At 35.5% G+C, this 16205-nt stretch carries 13 protein-coding genes; all 13 read left to right on the forward strand.

What is annotated here, in order from left to right; all coding sequences use genetic code 11:
• Window position 1: 1 nt before the first annotated feature.
• The 13 genes from nuoF (at window position 2) to LZQ00_RS16665 (ending at window position 16028) form a co-directional block, all read left to right on the forward strand.
• Window positions 2-1357, forward strand: a complete 1356-nt coding sequence (gene nuoF / locus LZQ00_RS16605) for an NADH-quinone oxidoreductase subunit NuoF (RefSeq protein WP_234510371.1) — start codon at window positions 2-4, stop codon at window positions 1355-1357.
• Between the two features lie 27 nt (window positions 1358-1384).
• Window positions 1385-2398: a 2Fe-2S iron-sulfur cluster-binding protein gene (locus tag LZQ00_RS16610; RefSeq protein ID WP_234510372.1), complete on the forward strand. Its 1014-nt coding sequence runs from the start codon at window positions 1385-1387 to the stop codon at window positions 2396-2398.
• Window position 2399: 1 nt separating this feature from the next.
• Window positions 2400-3440, forward strand: a complete 1041-nt coding sequence (gene nuoH / locus LZQ00_RS16615) for an NADH-quinone oxidoreductase subunit NuoH (protein ID WP_234510373.1) — start codon at window positions 2400-2402, stop codon at window positions 3438-3440.
• 12 nt (window positions 3441-3452) lie between these two features.
• A complete protein-coding gene (locus tag LZQ00_RS16620) occupies window positions 3453-3965 on the forward strand; it encodes a NuoI/complex I 23 kDa subunit family protein (RefSeq protein ID WP_234510374.1) in 513 nt (170 codons plus the stop codon).
• Between the two features lie 10 nt (window positions 3966-3975).
• A complete protein-coding gene (locus tag LZQ00_RS16625) occupies window positions 3976-4473 on the forward strand; it encodes an NADH-quinone oxidoreductase subunit J (protein ID WP_234510375.1) in 498 nt (165 codons plus the stop codon).
• Window positions 4473-4802 carry an NADH-quinone oxidoreductase subunit NuoK gene (gene nuoK, locus LZQ00_RS16630; protein WP_234510376.1) on the forward strand — a complete coding sequence of 110 codons (330 nt, stop codon included), beginning with the start codon at window positions 4473-4475 and terminating at the stop codon, window positions 4800-4802. The genes LZQ00_RS16625 and nuoK overlap by 1 nt, the downstream gene beginning before the upstream one ends.
• A gap of 31 nt (window positions 4803-4833) precedes the next feature.
• Window positions 4834-6753, forward strand: a complete 1920-nt coding sequence (nuoL, locus tag LZQ00_RS16635; RefSeq protein WP_234510377.1) for an NADH-quinone oxidoreductase subunit L — start codon at window positions 4834-4836, stop codon at window positions 6751-6753.
• A 25-nt stretch (window positions 6754-6778) separates the two neighbouring features.
• Window positions 6779-8224 carry a NuoM family protein gene (locus LZQ00_RS16640; RefSeq protein ID WP_234510378.1) on the forward strand — a complete coding sequence of 482 codons (1446 nt, stop codon included), beginning with the start codon at window positions 6779-6781 and terminating at the stop codon, window positions 8222-8224.
• A gap of 36 nt (window positions 8225-8260) precedes the next feature.
• Window positions 8261-9640, forward strand: coding sequence for an NADH-quinone oxidoreductase subunit N (locus LZQ00_RS16645; RefSeq protein WP_234510379.1), 1380 nt, complete (start codon window positions 8261-8263; stop codon window positions 9638-9640).
• A 131-nt stretch (window positions 9641-9771) separates the two neighbouring features.
• Window positions 9772-12306, forward strand: a complete 2535-nt coding sequence (locus tag LZQ00_RS16650) for a DUF5686 and carboxypeptidase-like regulatory domain-containing protein (protein WP_234510380.1) — start codon at window positions 9772-9774, stop codon at window positions 12304-12306.
• 7 nt (window positions 12307-12313) lie between these two features.
• On the forward strand, window positions 12314-13087 hold the full coding sequence (locus LZQ00_RS16655; RefSeq protein ID WP_234510381.1) for an enoyl-CoA hydratase/isomerase family protein: 774 nt from the start codon (window positions 12314-12316) through the stop codon (window positions 13085-13087).
• Between the two features lie 624 nt (window positions 13088-13711).
• Window positions 13712-13894, forward strand: coding sequence for a hypothetical protein (locus tag LZQ00_RS16660; protein ID WP_234510382.1), 183 nt, complete (start codon window positions 13712-13714; stop codon window positions 13892-13894).
• Window positions 13895-13952: 58 nt separating this feature from the next.
• Window positions 13953-16028, forward strand: a complete 2076-nt coding sequence (locus tag LZQ00_RS16665) for a hypothetical protein (protein ID WP_234510383.1) — start codon at window positions 13953-13955, stop codon at window positions 16026-16028.
• Window positions 16029-16205 lie beyond the last annotated feature (177 nt).

A 16205-nucleotide genomic window follows, 5' to 3' on the forward strand; every position in this document is an offset into this window, starting at 1 on the left:
CATGGCTCGTAAACTTTTGTTAACACATATTGATGTTCCTGGAATTCATACTTTTGAGGTTTATCGCCAAAAAGGAGGCTATCGTGCAGTGGAAAAAGCACTTAAAACGATGTCTCCGGACGATGTTGTGGAAGAGGTTAAAAAATCAGGTCTTCGCGGACGCGGTGGTGCTGGATTTCCAACAGGTATGAAATGGAGTTTCTTGGCAAAACCAGAAGGTGTGCCTCGTTATTTAGTTTGTAATGGTGATGAGTCAGAGCCAGGGACATTTAAAGACCGGTTTTTAATGACTCATATTCCTCATGCATTGTTAGAAGGAATGATTGTTTCAAGTTATGCATTGGGGGCAAAGACATCTTATATTTATGTAAGAGGGGAAATGATGCCTCAAATCAGAATATTGGAGAAAGCCATTGAAGAAGCAAAAGTCGCTGGATTTTTAGGTAAAAATATATTAGGAACTGGATATGACCTCGAGATTTATGTGCAACCTGGAGGAGGTGCCTATATCTGCGGGGAAGAAACAGCTCTGTTAGAATCTTTAGAAGGAAAAAGGGGTAACCCAAGAATAAAACCTCCATTTCCTGCAATAGCGGGTTTATATGGTTGTCCAACGGTTGTTAATAATGTCGAATCAATAGCAGCAACAGTACCTATTATCAATGATGGAGGAGAGGAGTATGCGAAGATTGGTATCGAAAGAAGTACAGGTACAAAATTAATTTCTGCTGGAGGAAACTTGGTGAGGCCTGGTGTTTATGAGATAGAGTTGGGATTACCGGTGGAAGAGTTTATTTATTCTGACGAGTATTGTGGCGGTATTGCTAATGGTAAACGATTGAAAGCAGTTGTTGCCGGGGGTTCATCTGTACCCATTTTACCGACCAATTTAATATTGAAAACGATCAATGGAAATAATCGTTTGATGACTTATGAGTCATTGGCTGATGGAGGATTCCAAACGGGAACATCCATGGGGTCAGGTGGTTTTATTGCATTTGATGAAGATCAATGTATTGTGCGCAATACGTGGAATTTTACGCGTTTTTATCATCATGAAAGTTGTGGACAATGTTCACCATGTCGTGAGGGTACAGGCTGGATGGAGAAAGTGTTGCATAAAATTGAAATGGGACATGGTGACCTGTCAGATATTGAATTACTTTGGGATATTCAGAGAAGGATAGAAGGAAATACGATATGTCCATTGGGTGATGCTGCCGCATGGCCAGTAGCCGCAGCAATCCGTCATTTTAGAGATGAGTTCGAATGGCATATCAATCATCCTCAGGATGCTTTAACACATAATTTTGGATTAGCACATTATGCTGATCCGTTGACACCAATTGTTTCTTAATTAGATTTTAATAAAGAAGATACGAAGATGGCAGAAGAGGTTAAATTGAAAGTAACGATAGATGGTATTTCTGTAGAAGTAGCACCAGGAACTACAATTTTGAATGCAGCACGTCAAATCGGGGGAGATATTGTACCTCCAGCGATGTGTTATTATTCAAAATTGGAAGGAAGTGGTGGTAAATGTCGTACTTGTCTTGTGAAAGTATCGAAGGGCTCAGAGAAAGATCCTCGCCCGATGCCTAAATTAGTTGCTTCCTGTAGAACAACTGTTATGGATGGTATGGAAGTGGAAAATATTACGTCGCCCGATGTTGTTGATGCTCGTAAGGCTGTTGTGGAGATGTTATTAATTAATCATCCTCTGGACTGTCCTGTTTGTGATCAAGCTGGAGAATGTAAATTACAGGATTTAGGGTTTGAGCATGGTTCTGCACAAACACGTTATGAATTTGAAAGAAGAACGTTTGAACGGATTGATATCGGAGATAAAATTCAACTGCATATGAACCGATGCATTTTGTGTTATCGATGTGTATTTGTTGCTGATCAAATTACGGATAAACGTACTCATGGTATTATTGGTCGAGGGGATCATGCCGAAATTTCAACGTACATCCAAAATGTCGTGGAGAATGATTTTTCTGGAAATGTCATTGATGTATGTCCAGTAGGAGCATTAACGGATAAAACGTTCCGCTTCAAGAATCGCGTATGGTTTACAAAACCAGTGGATGCGCACCGTGATTGTCCGACTTGTTCGGGTAAAGTTACGTTATGGTATAAAGGGAAAGATGCTATTCGGGTTACAGCGCGCAAAGATGAATTCGGAGAGGTAGAGGAATTCATCTGTAATACTTGTCGATTTGATAAAAAAGAAACAAGCGATTGGAAATTAGAAGAACCAACTCCTATTAGTGACCAATCTGTGATATCATCGAATCATTATACACACTTTAATCCGCCAGCTGTTATTGAAAATAATCCTGTATTACAGGAACAAAATTTAGAACAATTGGCAAGAACAGAAAAATTGAAATAATATGGAGTGGTCGTTTGTCATAGAAAAATTTGCTCTTGTCACTATTGTATTTGTTGTCACATTAGTGATTGCGATGTACTCTACATTAGCGGAGCGTAAGATTGCGGGATTTATGCAAGATCGTTACGGACCAGATCGAGCAGGTATCTTTGGATTATTGCAACCTTTGTGTGACGGTGGAAAGTTTTTCTTTAAGGAAGAAATAATTCCTGCAGGTGCACATAAAACATTGTTTATTATAGGCCCGACAATAGCTATCATTACAGCATGTATAAGTTCTGCCGTTATTCCTTGGGGACAATCGCTGACTATTGGTGATCGCGTGATCTCGCTACAGGTAGCAGATGTGAACGTAGGTATTTTGTATATGTTTGGTGTTGTTGCACTTGGTGTATATGGCATTATGTTGGGTGGTTGGGCTTCGAATAACAAGTTCTCATTAATGGGCGCCATTCGTGCTGCTTCGCAAAGTATAAGTTATGAAATCGCGATGGGCCTATCCATTATCGCCTTATTGATGGTTACACAATCCCTTTCTTTGAAAGAGATCGTTGGACAGCAATCTGGTTTTGTGAATTGGAATATCTGGTCGCAACCTTTAGGATTTATCATATTTATGGTCTGCGCTTTTGCGGAATGTAATCGGGTTCCTTTTGATTTACCAGAATGTGAGACGGAGTTGGTTGGCGGTTATCATACGGAATACTCCTCTATGAAATTGGGGCTATATATGTTCTCTGAATATATCAACATGTTTGTGTCTTCAGCTTTAATGGCTGCTCTTTATTTTGGAGGTTATAATTTTCCATTTATGAACGACTTTGGTCTTTCTCAAAATTGGATTACCATCATAGGTGTATGCATATTCTTTATTAAAATATTTGCTTTTATCTTTTTCTTCATGTGGGTGCGTTGGACTTTACCAAGGTTCCGTTATGATCAATTGATGAATTTAGGATGGAAAATGCTAATTCCATTGGCAATTGCAAATATTGTTTTGACAGGAATTATTACTTTGATTAAGGATACTTATTTTTCATAGAAAGGATCAGTTATGCAACCATTAAGCAATAGAAAGAAAGTTTTAGAGCAAAAACCGATGAATTTCATGGAAAGAATTTATTTTCCTGCTATTATCAAAGGTTTATCGATTACTTTAAGACATTTTTTTAAGAAAATACCAACCATTAAATATCCTGAGCAACAAAGACCGTATTCTAAAAATTTTAGAGGACAGCATTCTTTGAAGCGTGATGAAGAAGGGCGCGAACGTTGTACGGCATGTGGATTATGTGCTTTATCATGCCCTGCAGAAGCGATAACAATGATCGCAGCGGAACGCACTAAGGAAGAAGAGCACTTATATCGTGAAGAAAAATATGCCGCAGTATATGAAATTAATATGTTGCGTTGTATATTTTGTGGTTTATGTGAAGAGGCTTGTCCAAAGGAAGCGATCTATTTGGATGGACCTCATGTGACTGCAGATTATCTTCGTAAGGATTTTATTTATGGAAAAGATAAATTGGTCGAACCAAAATTTGATATTACAAAGTTAAATAGTTAACCAAAGATCTATGACTGTTTTTTATTTAGTAGCTTTCCTTTCGGTTTTTTTCGCGCTGATGACCATCTTCACGAAGAATCCTGTGCATAGTGTACTGTATCTTGTGGTTACGTTTTTTACGTTTACCATTCATTATATTTTATTGAACGCACAATTCTTGGCTGTGGTTAATTTTATTGTTTATATGGGGGCGATCATGGTACTTTTCCTTTTTGTATTGATGTTGTTGAATCTCAATAAGGATACAGAACCTATGAAATCAAATCTCGTAAAAATGATGGGCGTGGTTGCAGGTTGTTGTTTGGTTGTTGTTGTCTTTGGAGCTTTCCGAGTTTTCGATTTATCAAACCCTTTAGTCGTTAAAGATCCCAATATTGGTTTAGTAAAAAACTTAGGGAAAGTATTATTTAAAGAGTTTTTACTCCCATTTGAGTTGTCTTCCATTTTACTGTTGACAGCGATGATTGGGGCTATTTTATTAGCTAAAAAAGAAACGAGAAAAGTATAATGGAAACAGCAATTCAACAATTACAAGGTGTTCCAATTAATCATTATTTGATTTTTTGTAGCGTTATTTTCGCCATTGGTGTGATCGGAGTGCTTATTCGTCGAAATGTCATCATTATGATGATGTCAATAGAACTGATGTTGAATGCTGTTAATTTGCTGTTAGCTGCATTTTCAGTACAACATGGAGATGCATCAGGTCAGGTGTTTGTATTTTTTATTATGGCTTTAGCGGCAGCTGAAGTTGCGGTTGGCTTAGCTATTATTATTATGGTATATCGAAACACGAAGTCGGTAGATATTGAGTCTCTTCATAAACTTCGTTGGTAATTAACAGCATTTAAAAAGAAAGATATTAGCTATGAGCGATTTAATTTGGTTAATTCCTTTATTGCCACTTATTGGATTTGTGATTAATGGATTAGGACAACAAGTACTTTCGAAAAGCTTGGTTGGTTTTATCGGAAGTGCAACGGTGTTTATTTCCTTTGTGTTGAGCTGTACTGTTTTTGCAACGATCTATGAAGCTCGTTCAATGGGGCAAGCCAGAGTGATAACACAACATATTTTTGAATGGATTAAGCTTGGAAATTTAGATATTAGTCTCTCTTTTTTGGTCGATCCTTTGAGTGCCATCATGTTACTCATTGTGACTGGAATTGGTTTTTTGATTCACATTTACTCCATTGGCTATATGCATAGCGATGCTGGTTTTGCGAAATTTTTTGCTTACCTGAATCTCTTTATCTTTTTCATGCTATTATTGGTTTTAGGATCAAATTATTTAGTCATGTTTATTGGTTGGGAAGGTGTTGGTCTTTGCTCTTATTTACTTATCGGCTTTTGGTACAAAAACAGCGCATATGCTGCCGCAGCTAAGAAAGCTTTTGTAATGAACAGGATCGGAGATTTGGGATTTCTATTGGCAGTTTTCTTTATTTTGGGCACATTTGGTTCGTTAGAATTTTCAACTGTTTTTCAATCTGCAAAGAACTTTCCTGTAGGAGATGTGACAATCATAACGATTACACTTTTACTTTTTGTAGCAGCGACAGGTAAATCTGCTCAAATTCCCTTATTTACCTGGTTGCCAGATGCGATGGCTGGACCTACGCCAGTTTCTGCATTGATTCATGCGGCAACAATGGTGACAGCAGGTATTTATATGATTGCCAGATCCAACATTCTATTTGTTCTCTCTCCGTTAACAATGCAAATCATTGCTATAATAGGGGTTTGTACCGCGTTGTTGGCTGCAGCAGTTGCATTGACACAGAATGATATTAAAAAGGTATTAGCCTATTCTACAGTTTCTCAATTGGGATATATGTTTTTGGGATTGGGAGTTGGTGCTTTTACAGGTGCATTTTTTCATGTATTGACACATGCATTTTTCAAGGCATTATTGTTCTTGGGAGCAGGATCGGTTATTCATGGCATGAGTAATGAACAAGATATGCGAAAAATGGGAGGCTTGAAAAAAGCATTACCTGTTACTTTCGCGACGATGTTGATTGGTACTATCGCTATTTCAGGAATTCCTCCTTTCTCTGGATTCTTCTCTAAAGACGAAATCTTAGCACATGCTTTTGCCGCTCATCCGCTGTTTTGGGTCTTAGGATTTATTGGAGCTTTAATGACTGCTTTTTATATGTTCAGATTGATTTATTTGACTTTCTTTGGCGAGTTTAGAGGGACAGATGAACAAAAGCATCATGTACATGAGTCACCAAAATCGATGACATTTCCATTAATTGTGCTGGCTATTCTATCTGTTCTTGGAGGTATATTAAATCTTCCTGAGGTGTTAGGTGGAAATGCATGGTTAGCAAATTTTTTATCACCTGTGTTTGCTGATGGCGCAAGTCTACAACATGTACATACGGTTGAACATAGTACGGAATACATGCTAATGGCTGTATCGGTTGTCGGGGTTTTAATCATGGCATTTGTTGCCTATAATAGATATGTGAAACAGGCGCATATTCCTCAAGATGATCAGGTGGTCAGAACGGGTTTTGCAAAACTATCTTATCATAAATTTTATGTGGATGAATTATATGATCAATTGATTGTAAAACCAATCAATTGGTTATCTGTATTTTTTGCTCGGGTTGTTGATGGTTTAGGAATAGACGGTTTAGTGAACGGAATTGGCAAATCATCGTGGGCAGCAGGAAAAGGAATTCGTCTTTTACAAAGTGGAAATGTAGGTTTCTATCTTTTACTAATGGTTGTTGGAGTAATTGCCATTTTTATATACGGTTTGTTGAGTTTTTAACATTGTAATAGCTATTTGATAATCAATGGATAACCTATTTTTACTTATTTTAACGCCTCTAATTGGTGCCATCTTTTTACTATTTGTATGTCAACATACAGTGGCAAAAAGAGGTACTTTGATACTGTCTTTGATTACATTGGGTTTGACAATTCCTTTTATTTGTCAATTCAATGCTTCTGGTGACTTTAATTATGAACAATCTTATCAATGGATTTCTGCTTTAGGAGTAAATTTCCATATAGGAATTGACGGTATTAGCTTGCCTTTGTTGGTATTGACGAATGTGTTGATGCCTCTTATTGTATTGACAACATTTAAGAAAACGTTTAAAGGTAATTTTTACGCGTTGATGTTTTTCATGCAAAGTGGTTTGATGTTAGTTTTCTCTGCCATGGACGCTTTTACATTTTATGTCGGTTGGGAAGTAGCTTTGATCCCTATCTATTTTATTTGTGCGTTATGGGGTGATGGCGATCGTATTCGTGTTAATTTGAAATTCTTCATTTACACATTCTTTGGAAGTTTATTGATGTTGATCGCGATTTTATATTTACATCAACAAGTACCAACACATGATTTTGAATGGCATTCTTTCGTTTCTTTAGATTTAGATGCTTCAACGCAGCGTTGGATATTCTGGGCTTTTTTTATTGCTTTTGCTATTAAAATTCCTATTTTCCCTTTTCATACTTGGCAACCGAACACCTATACGCATGCTCCTGCAGCTGGAACAATGTTATTAGCAGGTATCATGTTAAAAATGGGGATATATGGTTTGATGCGCTGGCTGTTACCAGTTGTACCAGAAGGTGTTGCTTTGTATGGGCATTTTGCGATGATTTTATGTGTTATCGGAATTGTTTATGCATCCATTATTGCAATTCAGCAACAAGATGCCAAACGAATCGTTGCTTATTCTTCTATCGCCCACGTAGGATTGATTAGTGCTGGTGTATTTGCTTGGAATGTAACAGGTATGGGTGGAGCAATGATCCAGATGATCAACCACGGTATATCGGTAATAGGATTATTTTTTGTGTTGGATATCATTCAAGATCGAACAGGCTCTAGAGATTTGAAAGATCTAGGAGGAATTGCAACCAAAGCTCCTCGACTTGCTGTATTGTTTTTAATTATTGTAATGGGAGCAATTGGTTTGCCCCTAACAAATGGCTTTATTGGCGAGTTTTTATTGCTAAAAAGTGTGTATGAATATGGTGTCTGGTTTGCCCTGTTTGCAGGATTAACCTTGATCTTAGGTGCTGTTTATATGCTCCGATTATATCAAAAAACAATGTTGGGAACAACGAGCGACCGTACTGAAAATTTCACAGATATTAGAGGGATGGAATTTTATACATTAGTCATTATTTCCGGATTGATTATTTATTTGGGAATTTTTCCAAATAGCTTATTGCATATTTCTTCTGAATCTGTATCCGTTTTGGCGACTTTTTTAGGAAGATAATTTTAGACTTAGATTTTACGAATAATAGATTCGATTATGGGTGCGATTATTACATTATCAATATTAGCGTTATTGGTACTTTATTTAGGATTATTCAAAGCAAATAAATCATTATTGCCTGTTTCTTTAATAGGACTGCTCGTTGTGATTGGTTTCTTGATAAGTAATTGGACATCTGAATCCGTCCCTTTGTATAACGGTATGATTTTATTCGATCATTATGCCATTGCATTCTCTGTATTATGCGTATTTGTAACCGTATTAGTTTTCGCACTGTCTAAAAGTTACTTTACTTCTTCAAGTGATCATATTTCCGAATATTATACCTTACTCTTATTTTCCCTTGTAGGGGCTATTTTAGTAAATAGTTATCATAATTTAGCTTTATTGTTTTTAGGTATTGAAATTATGTCTGTAGCGCTTTATATTCTAGTGGGTATCCGTAAAAATGATCCTTCTTCAAATGAGGCTTCGATAAAATATTTCATTATGGGGGCTTTCTCTACAGGCTTTCTGTTATTTGGTATTACTTTATTGTATGGTGCTTCAGGCACTTTTGATCTGCAAGGAATAAAAGACTATGTCGTCAACAATCCAAATCAAATATCGCCCTTATTTTACGGAGGGATACTATTGATGATTATCGGATTAACATTTAAGGTAGGGGCAGCACCTTTTCATTTTTGGACACCTGATGTGTACGATGGAGCTCCTATTTTGATTACAAGCTTTATGAGTACTGTTGTTAAAGTTGCTTCATTTGCAGGTTTGTTACGGTTGTTTACTTTTTCACTGCTTCCGCTACAGGATTTTTGGACTCCAATCTTTTTAGGAATAGCGGTTATAACTTTGTTTATTGGTAACCTATCTGCTTTAATGCAATCGTCATTCAAAAGAATGTTGGCCTACTCTAGTATTTCACATGCAGGGTATATGCTTTTTGCCATTATAGCTGTTGGTGCCAATTCTGCAAATGCTATTTTCTTGTACGGATGTGCATACTCTTTAGCAACCTTAACAGCTTTTGCGGGATTAATTCTAGTAAAACGTGCTGTTGGGTCAGATCATTTTGAATCTTTTAATGGTTTAGCTCAAAAGAATCCTTATTTAGCGGCTGTCATAACTATAGCGATGCTTTCTTTGGCAGGTATTCCATTAACAGCTGGATTTATCGGTAAATTTATGATGTTTAGCTCCGTTATGGATCACTACCATATTGTTTTATTGATTATCGCTGTTCTAAATGCGGCTGTTGCAGTATATTATTATTTAAAAGTTGTAGTAGCCATGTATTTTAGAACAGGCGAAGGTAAGTTGGTTTCGATAAATTTGAATTATGCTTTATTGTTTATCGTAACAACTGTTTTAACTATTTTAATTGGTATTTATCCAAATTGCTTGATGGAGTTAATTTAGCCTAGAGGATAATTAATATATAGGATGCATAGTTTGTAAAAGCTATGCATTTTTTATTTTATTTCATGCGTTGTAATTTGGAGACAAATTGTATATTGTCAATGAAAACAAGTAACTGCTTAATATTAATGATGTTTCTGATACTAATTATAACTACAATAAAAAGACTTTTTGTTATTGCTGTTGTGCTGAGTATCTTAACAACCCTCGGATTTGCACAACGAAATATTAAAGGTCAAGTCATCGATAGTAAAACTGGGAAAGGGATCCCTTTAGCCAGTATTTCATGGAGTGGTCATAATGGAGGGACTTCCACAGATACATTAGGAAATTTTCATGTTATTTTAAGAGCAGAGTTTGATCAGCTTGCTTGCCGTGCTGTTGGTTATGAGACCAAAATAGTCGATTTGGATGTGAATAAGGATTCTGTATTGACTGTTTTGTTAATGAGTAAAGAGAATAAGATTGACGAAGTTGTTGTTGAGCGTAAAGCGAAAAAATATAAAGATCCAGCTCTAGCTTTGATTGAAAATATTATTGCACATAAGGATGAAAATCATATTTCCAGATTAAAGCATATCAAATATGAGGCATATGAAAAATCCCAATTTGGAGCCGTCAATTTTAAAAGCAAACTGAATAAACTCACTGGAAAATTAAAATTCTTATTTGAAAACACAGATACCATAAGTATTCCTGGAAGTTCTATTTTACCGTTTTACTTACAGGAAAATTTGTCAGAAGTTTATTCTACTTATAAGCCTTCAAGAAATAAAGAAATAATTATTGGTCATAAAGTGACCGAATTAAACAAACGGTATATTAACAATGCTAATATTCAAAGTTATTTTCAGGATCAGTTTAGAAGTATCGATCTTTACGACAATAATATCCAGCTTATAAGCAAATCTTTTTTAAGCCCAATTGCAGGAAATGCCCCTTCTTTTTATAAATATACTATTCGGGATACATTGGTTAAAAACAACGAACGTTTTATAGAATTGTATTTCGAAGCAAAATCAAAAATGGATGTTCTTTTTAAGGGATCAATCTGGGTATCTGATGATGATCGATATGCTGTTTATCATGCAGATATGCAACTTGGAGAAGAGGCTAACATTAATTGGATAAATGCAATAAACATTGGGTTGGAATTTGAAAAGCATCCCACTGGCCAAATGTTACCCACTCGTTCCGACTTACAAATTTTATTTGGAACGGATAAGGGTAATGCCTTATATGGTAAGAAGGAGACTTATTTTACGAAATATAATGATGATGTAATAAAAGATGAAGTTTTTTCAGGGGTTCCTATTGAAAAGAAATATTTGGAAAAAACAGATTCTATTAATTGGGATCATGTACGTGTGGTTCCGCTGACCCAAACGGAATCAAAAACCTATACGAATATTGACTCGCTGTCTGAGATGAAATCGATTAATCGATTAATGGCAGTTGGATATTTTTTGGCTAGAAGCTATTATAATTTGGGTGAAGTTGAACTTGGACCCTTGGAGTATACATATAGTTTTAATGATATAGAAGGAAGTCGAATCCGTTTAGGGGGCAGAACGACAGAAATGTTGTCAAATAAGTTTTTTATAGAAGGATATGCGGCTTATGGAACCAAAGATCAAGAGTTTAAATATTATCTGAATGTGGCACATTCTTTAAATGGTAACTCTATTGTGCAATTTCCTGCACATTATCTTTCAGCTACTGTTCAGCATGATGTTATGGAACCAGGACGCGGCTTAAGTTATTTAAAAGGAGATGGTTTTTTTCAATCTTTTAGAAGAAATAAACCAAATAAATGGTTGAGGAATGATATTTTTAGATTAGAACATTTAGTTGAATTTGGAAATCATTTTAGTATCAGTACTGCTTTCACTCACCATGAACGGAGCACTGCGGGTGATCTGTTTTTTGTTACCTCCTCTACATCTCCAGATACAATTTCTGGTATTAATACCAACGATATTCAAATTAGGTTGAGATGGGCACCAGGAGAACAATTCTATTATCGGAATTTAAATAGAAGGCAAATTGAAAATAGGTACCCCGTTTTATCTCTACAATATAATAAAGGTCTTGATGGATTTTGGAATGCAGATCAACGATATGATGCTTTGCGTTTTAAGATGTTCAAAAGAATATTCATGTCTCCAGCAGGAACTGCCGATGTCGAACTTAGTGCGGGAAAAATTTGGGGGTCATTATATTACCCATTATTAGAAATACCCGATATTCAAACAGATAAATCGGGATCTTTGCAGAATTTTGATTTAATGTCCAATATGGAATTCGTAGCCGATCGTTTTGTGAAATTTTCTTATTATCATCATTGGGGCGGTTATATTTTTAATAGAATTCCTTTGTTGAAACGACTAAAGTGGCGTGAGGTTACAGGATTCAAATTTTATTACGGAAAGTTGAGTGATCGTAATAACCCTGAACTAAATAAAAGCCTGATTCAATTTGATCGTGATGATGATGGCATTTTTAAAACGAGAGTAATGGGGAATCAACCTTATATGGAAGGAATAGTAGGGATTGATAATATTTTTAAAATCTTTAGAGTAGAATATAAAAGAAGATTAAGCTATTTGAATTATCCAAATGTATCTAGGGATACATTTGGTGTATCTGTTCATTTAAATTTTTAGCAATTTTATGGAATTTCAAAATATTTTGTACCATGTCGATAAGCAAATTGCTTATATTACAATTAATAGAGAGTCAAAGTTGAATGCTTTGAACCAACTGACATTAGAGGAATTAGAAGCTTCTTTGACTTCTGCTAAGGGTGATGCTAACGTTAAGGGGGTCATCATAACGGGCACAGGCGACAAAGCTTTTGTAGCAGGTGCTGATATTAAAGAATTTGTAGAGCTGGGACAACTTGAGGCGAAGAAGCTTTCAGAAAAGGGACATTATATTTTTACGGAATTGATACAAAATTCTAAAAAACCAGTTATCGCTGCTATCAATGGTTTTGCACTTGGAGGTGGATTAGAGTTAGCTCTTGCCTGTCATATGCGATTTGCTTCTGAAAATGCTAAATTGGGTTTACCAGAAGTTTCACTAGGGCTACTGCCAGGTTATGGAGGCACACAGCGATTAACGCGATTGGTCGGCCGTGGCCGTGCACTACAAATGATTCTGACAGCAGATATGATCAATGCAGAAGAAGGACTAAGGATTGGCTTGATTAATGAAGTACTTCCATTAGAAGATTTATTGAAAAGAGCATCTGAAGTTATGAGCCGAATTTTTTCAAGATCAAGCACTGCCGTTGAAGCTGCAATTGATGCGATGAACGCATGTGATGATCAAACAAGAGATGGTTATGAAGTTGAAATCGAACACTTTGCTCATTTATTTTTAACAGATGATTTTAAAGAAGGTGTAGCGGCCTTTTTAGAGAAAAGAAAACCTAACTTTTAACCAATCTTCTTTACTTTATACGAAGCACCAAGTTTTATTGAAGGCTATTTTTTTAATAAATAAAATGGGATATTCAATTTGAAAAAAATTGCAATACCCCATTGTGTAGCTATATTTTTTAATATCCTGTCCAATATAGCTGATTTAAAGTATCCCGATTCAATCATACGGGTTTTGCCTAAGAGAATTTCTTGATTTATTATCTCCTCTTCCTATTACCAAATTTTGCCATCTCAAATAATCTGAGCTGTGTATCTAGGTTGAAGATAATGAAAAACAGATCTGTAAAATCTGTTTTGAAAAAATATTAACCAAAGAGAAATAATTAAAATATTATAAAGCTGTCTCCAATCGTTCGATAGATCTATTTTAGTGATTGTTAGTTTCATTAAAATTATTTCAAAGTAATTTATACGCAAGAAAGTGAATAATCAATCGAAATTTATTACTATTTCAAGATGCTATAGTATATTTTGTAGATTTTTATCCACAAAATATATTTTTATTGCTGAATTGGAAAAGAAATATCTTATTATTCATTTAATAATAATGTACTTTTGCCAACGGAAATAAATATATCTCCGAGGAATAATTTTAAACAAAAAAGCTATAAATAATTTAATTATGAATAAAATAAAGAAAAGGATTTATCAAAATCCTTCAATCTCTGTTTTTTTAGTAGAGACGGAGGAAGGAATAGCTTCAGCATCATCGACTATCTCTCCTATTGGGCCTAACAGTGATGAAGTTGTTGAAGTTAATGATTGGCAAGATATTAATCAAGGGGATTATGATCTTGATTTGTAAGAAATTTTTAACTAAAAATGCCATGATGGCAACTACGAATTTTAATATCTTTTCATATATGAAACACACATTACACAATAGATTAATTAAATTTTCATTTTTTATAGGGTTTATAGTTTTTTTTAATTCCTGTACTAAAAACAACAATGAAGTTGATTCAGCTGAACACAAATTATCATTTGTTATATCTGGAGTGAGTGAAATTGAAGATGTTCCTGAAATGATCGCTTCAACGAAGAATATGGCGGTAGGACAGAAAAAAATAGATGAAAAAATAGTATCAAAAGAAAACATAAGTCTGAATGGATTTGATGCTGAAATTATTTTATCAGAATCAGGCTCATTAACTCCATTAGCTAAAAGTGCTACAGTTGGAACATCTGAAGGGGTTTCTAATAATCTAAAGGCAAAAACAAACTTATTAGCGGCTTCTTCACCTGTAAATACAGGAACAACGTATAGAGTTCTAGTTTATGATGAAGCAGGAACGTATGTTGGCGCAGTAGATGGAACATCAGGAACTTTAGCTGGTTCAATAGATGTATCTTATAATAAGAACTATAAATGGTATGCCTATTCGTTTGATAATACAAGTCCACTTCCTGCATTAGGCAATACAGCGAACCCTACAATAAATGCGACCCCCTCTTTAGGCTTACTATATGCAAGTGGTGAAGTTACGCCTACAGCATTAGGAGACAATAAGGTTCAAGTTGTTTTTGAAAGAAGATTGTCGTGGGTTAAGTTAATTGTTGATAGTAGAGGTACTTTCGCTCCATTAGTTCCTGCAGGCACAAAAGTAACAACATCAAACCTGACAAGTTCTATATTTGATATTAAGAGCAACTCGTACTCAAATCCTCAAAACACTGTTGGAACACTAGAAGGAAGTGCTGACTTTTCTGAACTTGATGCAGCGACAACGAAAGACTCTGTTTTTGTTGGTAATTTTTATCCAGCAGATGATGGTAGAAATAGTACTTTCTCCATTAAGTTTGATAAAATGGAATTGAAATTAGATTATAGCACGAATCCTTCCTCAGGAAATGTGAGTCGATTATTTACGGACATTCCTTATACGTTTAACTTTGTGCCATCGCCAGGTAAGAGATACACCGTTCGTGTTAGATTGATTGAATCAGCCGTTGATATAAATGGTACTAAATGGGCGAGAGGAAATCTTCATTATACATGGAGTGATAATGGTTTTAGATTTAGACACAGTGGTGTTTATCCTTATGAAAGTGCCGTTTACCCATGGATCTACACAAACACTCCAACAGATTACTACTATAATGGGATATACCCACCTTGGACTGGAAATAATAACTATAGTGATTTCAATAAGAGACCTGTTGAGTTTTGGAATTTTAAAACAGTTGTTCCATATGCTGGTGATCAATTGTATGATGTAATTAAAATCTATGGAGATCAAAATGATAGACCAGAATATGTAAATCCATATATTGGAAAAGGATATTATTATGAAAGTATTTCTGGACCAACATATTATACGTCTATTCCAGATGGTGACCCATGTTCGTTAGTTTATCCTGCGGGAAAATGGCGTCTACCTACAAAAGCAGAAGGAACGGCATTGGTTTCAGCGCTACAGGCAAATACCTCAAAGAGTGTTTATACTGATGCATCTAACGCTTACTATGTTGGAAAGTTTCCTTATACAACAGCTACACCTGATGTTTATGGAAATATATTAGAATTTCCATTCCATGGTTCTATTACTACTGCTGCAGGATGGACTAGTGGAGGTATGGGGCCAGGTTTCCCATCAGATATGTTAGGAAGTACAGGAGATCCTAGATTCGGCTATGAAAAAACTAATTCATATTATTGGTATGGTGAAGATGCTAGTAGTAATGACAAATCTGCATACATGATGTTTTGGACTTCTGATGCGGGATCTCAAAATACCAATTCTAATGGTACATTCCCTTACGGATGGGCATTTAGTATGAAAATAAAGGATGGAGCATTTGTGACACCAGCATCTGGCGCCTATCCTAATCTTATCGGAGGATATCCAGATAGTAATCCTGGAGGACCTTCATCTCCTCAAGTTCGAGAAGCTTATCAAGGTGATGGATTAAATATTCGATGTGTAAGAACTAACTAATACAAATAGTTATATTGCAAATGCCCTTTATATGTACTCATATAAAGGGCATTTTTAGTTAAAAACATTCTTTAATATTTGGCGTGTATCGCTATCTGATTTGAGAGCTTCTTAAAAGATTTTTTACTCGCTGTAGCCTGAGATAATCTTAATAAGATTACGGTATTAAATAGAGGT

Origin of the sequence: Sphingobacterium sp. SRCM116780 (assembly GCF_021442025.1) — a bacterium.
GTDB lineage: Bacteria > Bacteroidota > Bacteroidia > Sphingobacteriales > Sphingobacteriaceae > Sphingobacterium.

Excerpts from the sequence above, each read along its gene's own strand:
- LZQ00_RS16620 (WP_234510374.1), top strand. The coding sequence starts at position 3,453 with ATGCAACCATTAAGCAATAGAAAGAAAGTTTTAGAGCAAAAACCGATG.
- nuoK (WP_234510376.1), top strand. The coding sequence starts at position 4,473 with ATGGAAACAGCAATTCAACAATTACAAGGTGTTCCAATTAATCATTAT.
- LZQ00_RS16645 (WP_234510379.1), top strand. The coding sequence starts at position 8,261 with ATGGGTGCGATTATTACATTATCAATATTAGCGTTATTGGTACTTTAT.
- LZQ00_RS16650 (WP_234510380.1), top strand. The coding sequence starts at position 9,772 with ATGTTTCTGATACTAATTATAACTACAATAAAAAGACTTTTTGTTATT.
- nuoL (WP_234510377.1), top strand. The coding sequence starts at position 4,834 with ATGAGCGATTTAATTTGGTTAATTCCTTTATTGCCACTTATTGGATTT.
- LZQ00_RS16665 (WP_234510383.1), top strand. The coding sequence starts at position 13,953 with ATGAAACACACATTACACAATAGATTAATTAAATTTTCATTTTTTATA.
- nuoF (WP_234510371.1), top strand. The coding sequence starts at position 2 with ATGGCTCGTAAACTTTTGTTAACACATATTGATGTTCCTGGAATTCAT.
- LZQ00_RS16640 (WP_234510378.1), top strand. The coding sequence starts at position 6,779 with ATGGATAACCTATTTTTACTTATTTTAACGCCTCTAATTGGTGCCATC.
- LZQ00_RS16610 (WP_234510372.1), top strand. The coding sequence starts at position 1,385 with ATGGCAGAAGAGGTTAAATTGAAAGTAACGATAGATGGTATTTCTGTA.
- LZQ00_RS16625 (WP_234510375.1), top strand. The coding sequence starts at position 3,976 with ATGACTGTTTTTTATTTAGTAGCTTTCCTTTCGGTTTTTTTCGCGCTG.
- nuoH (WP_234510373.1), top strand. The coding sequence starts at position 2,400 with ATGGAGTGGTCGTTTGTCATAGAAAAATTTGCTCTTGTCACTATTGTA.
- LZQ00_RS16655 (WP_234510381.1), top strand. The coding sequence starts at position 12,314 with ATGGAATTTCAAAATATTTTGTACCATGTCGATAAGCAAATTGCTTAT.
- LZQ00_RS16660 (WP_234510382.1), top strand. The coding sequence starts at position 13,712 with ATGAATAAAATAAAGAAAAGGATTTATCAAAATCCTTCAATCTCTGTT.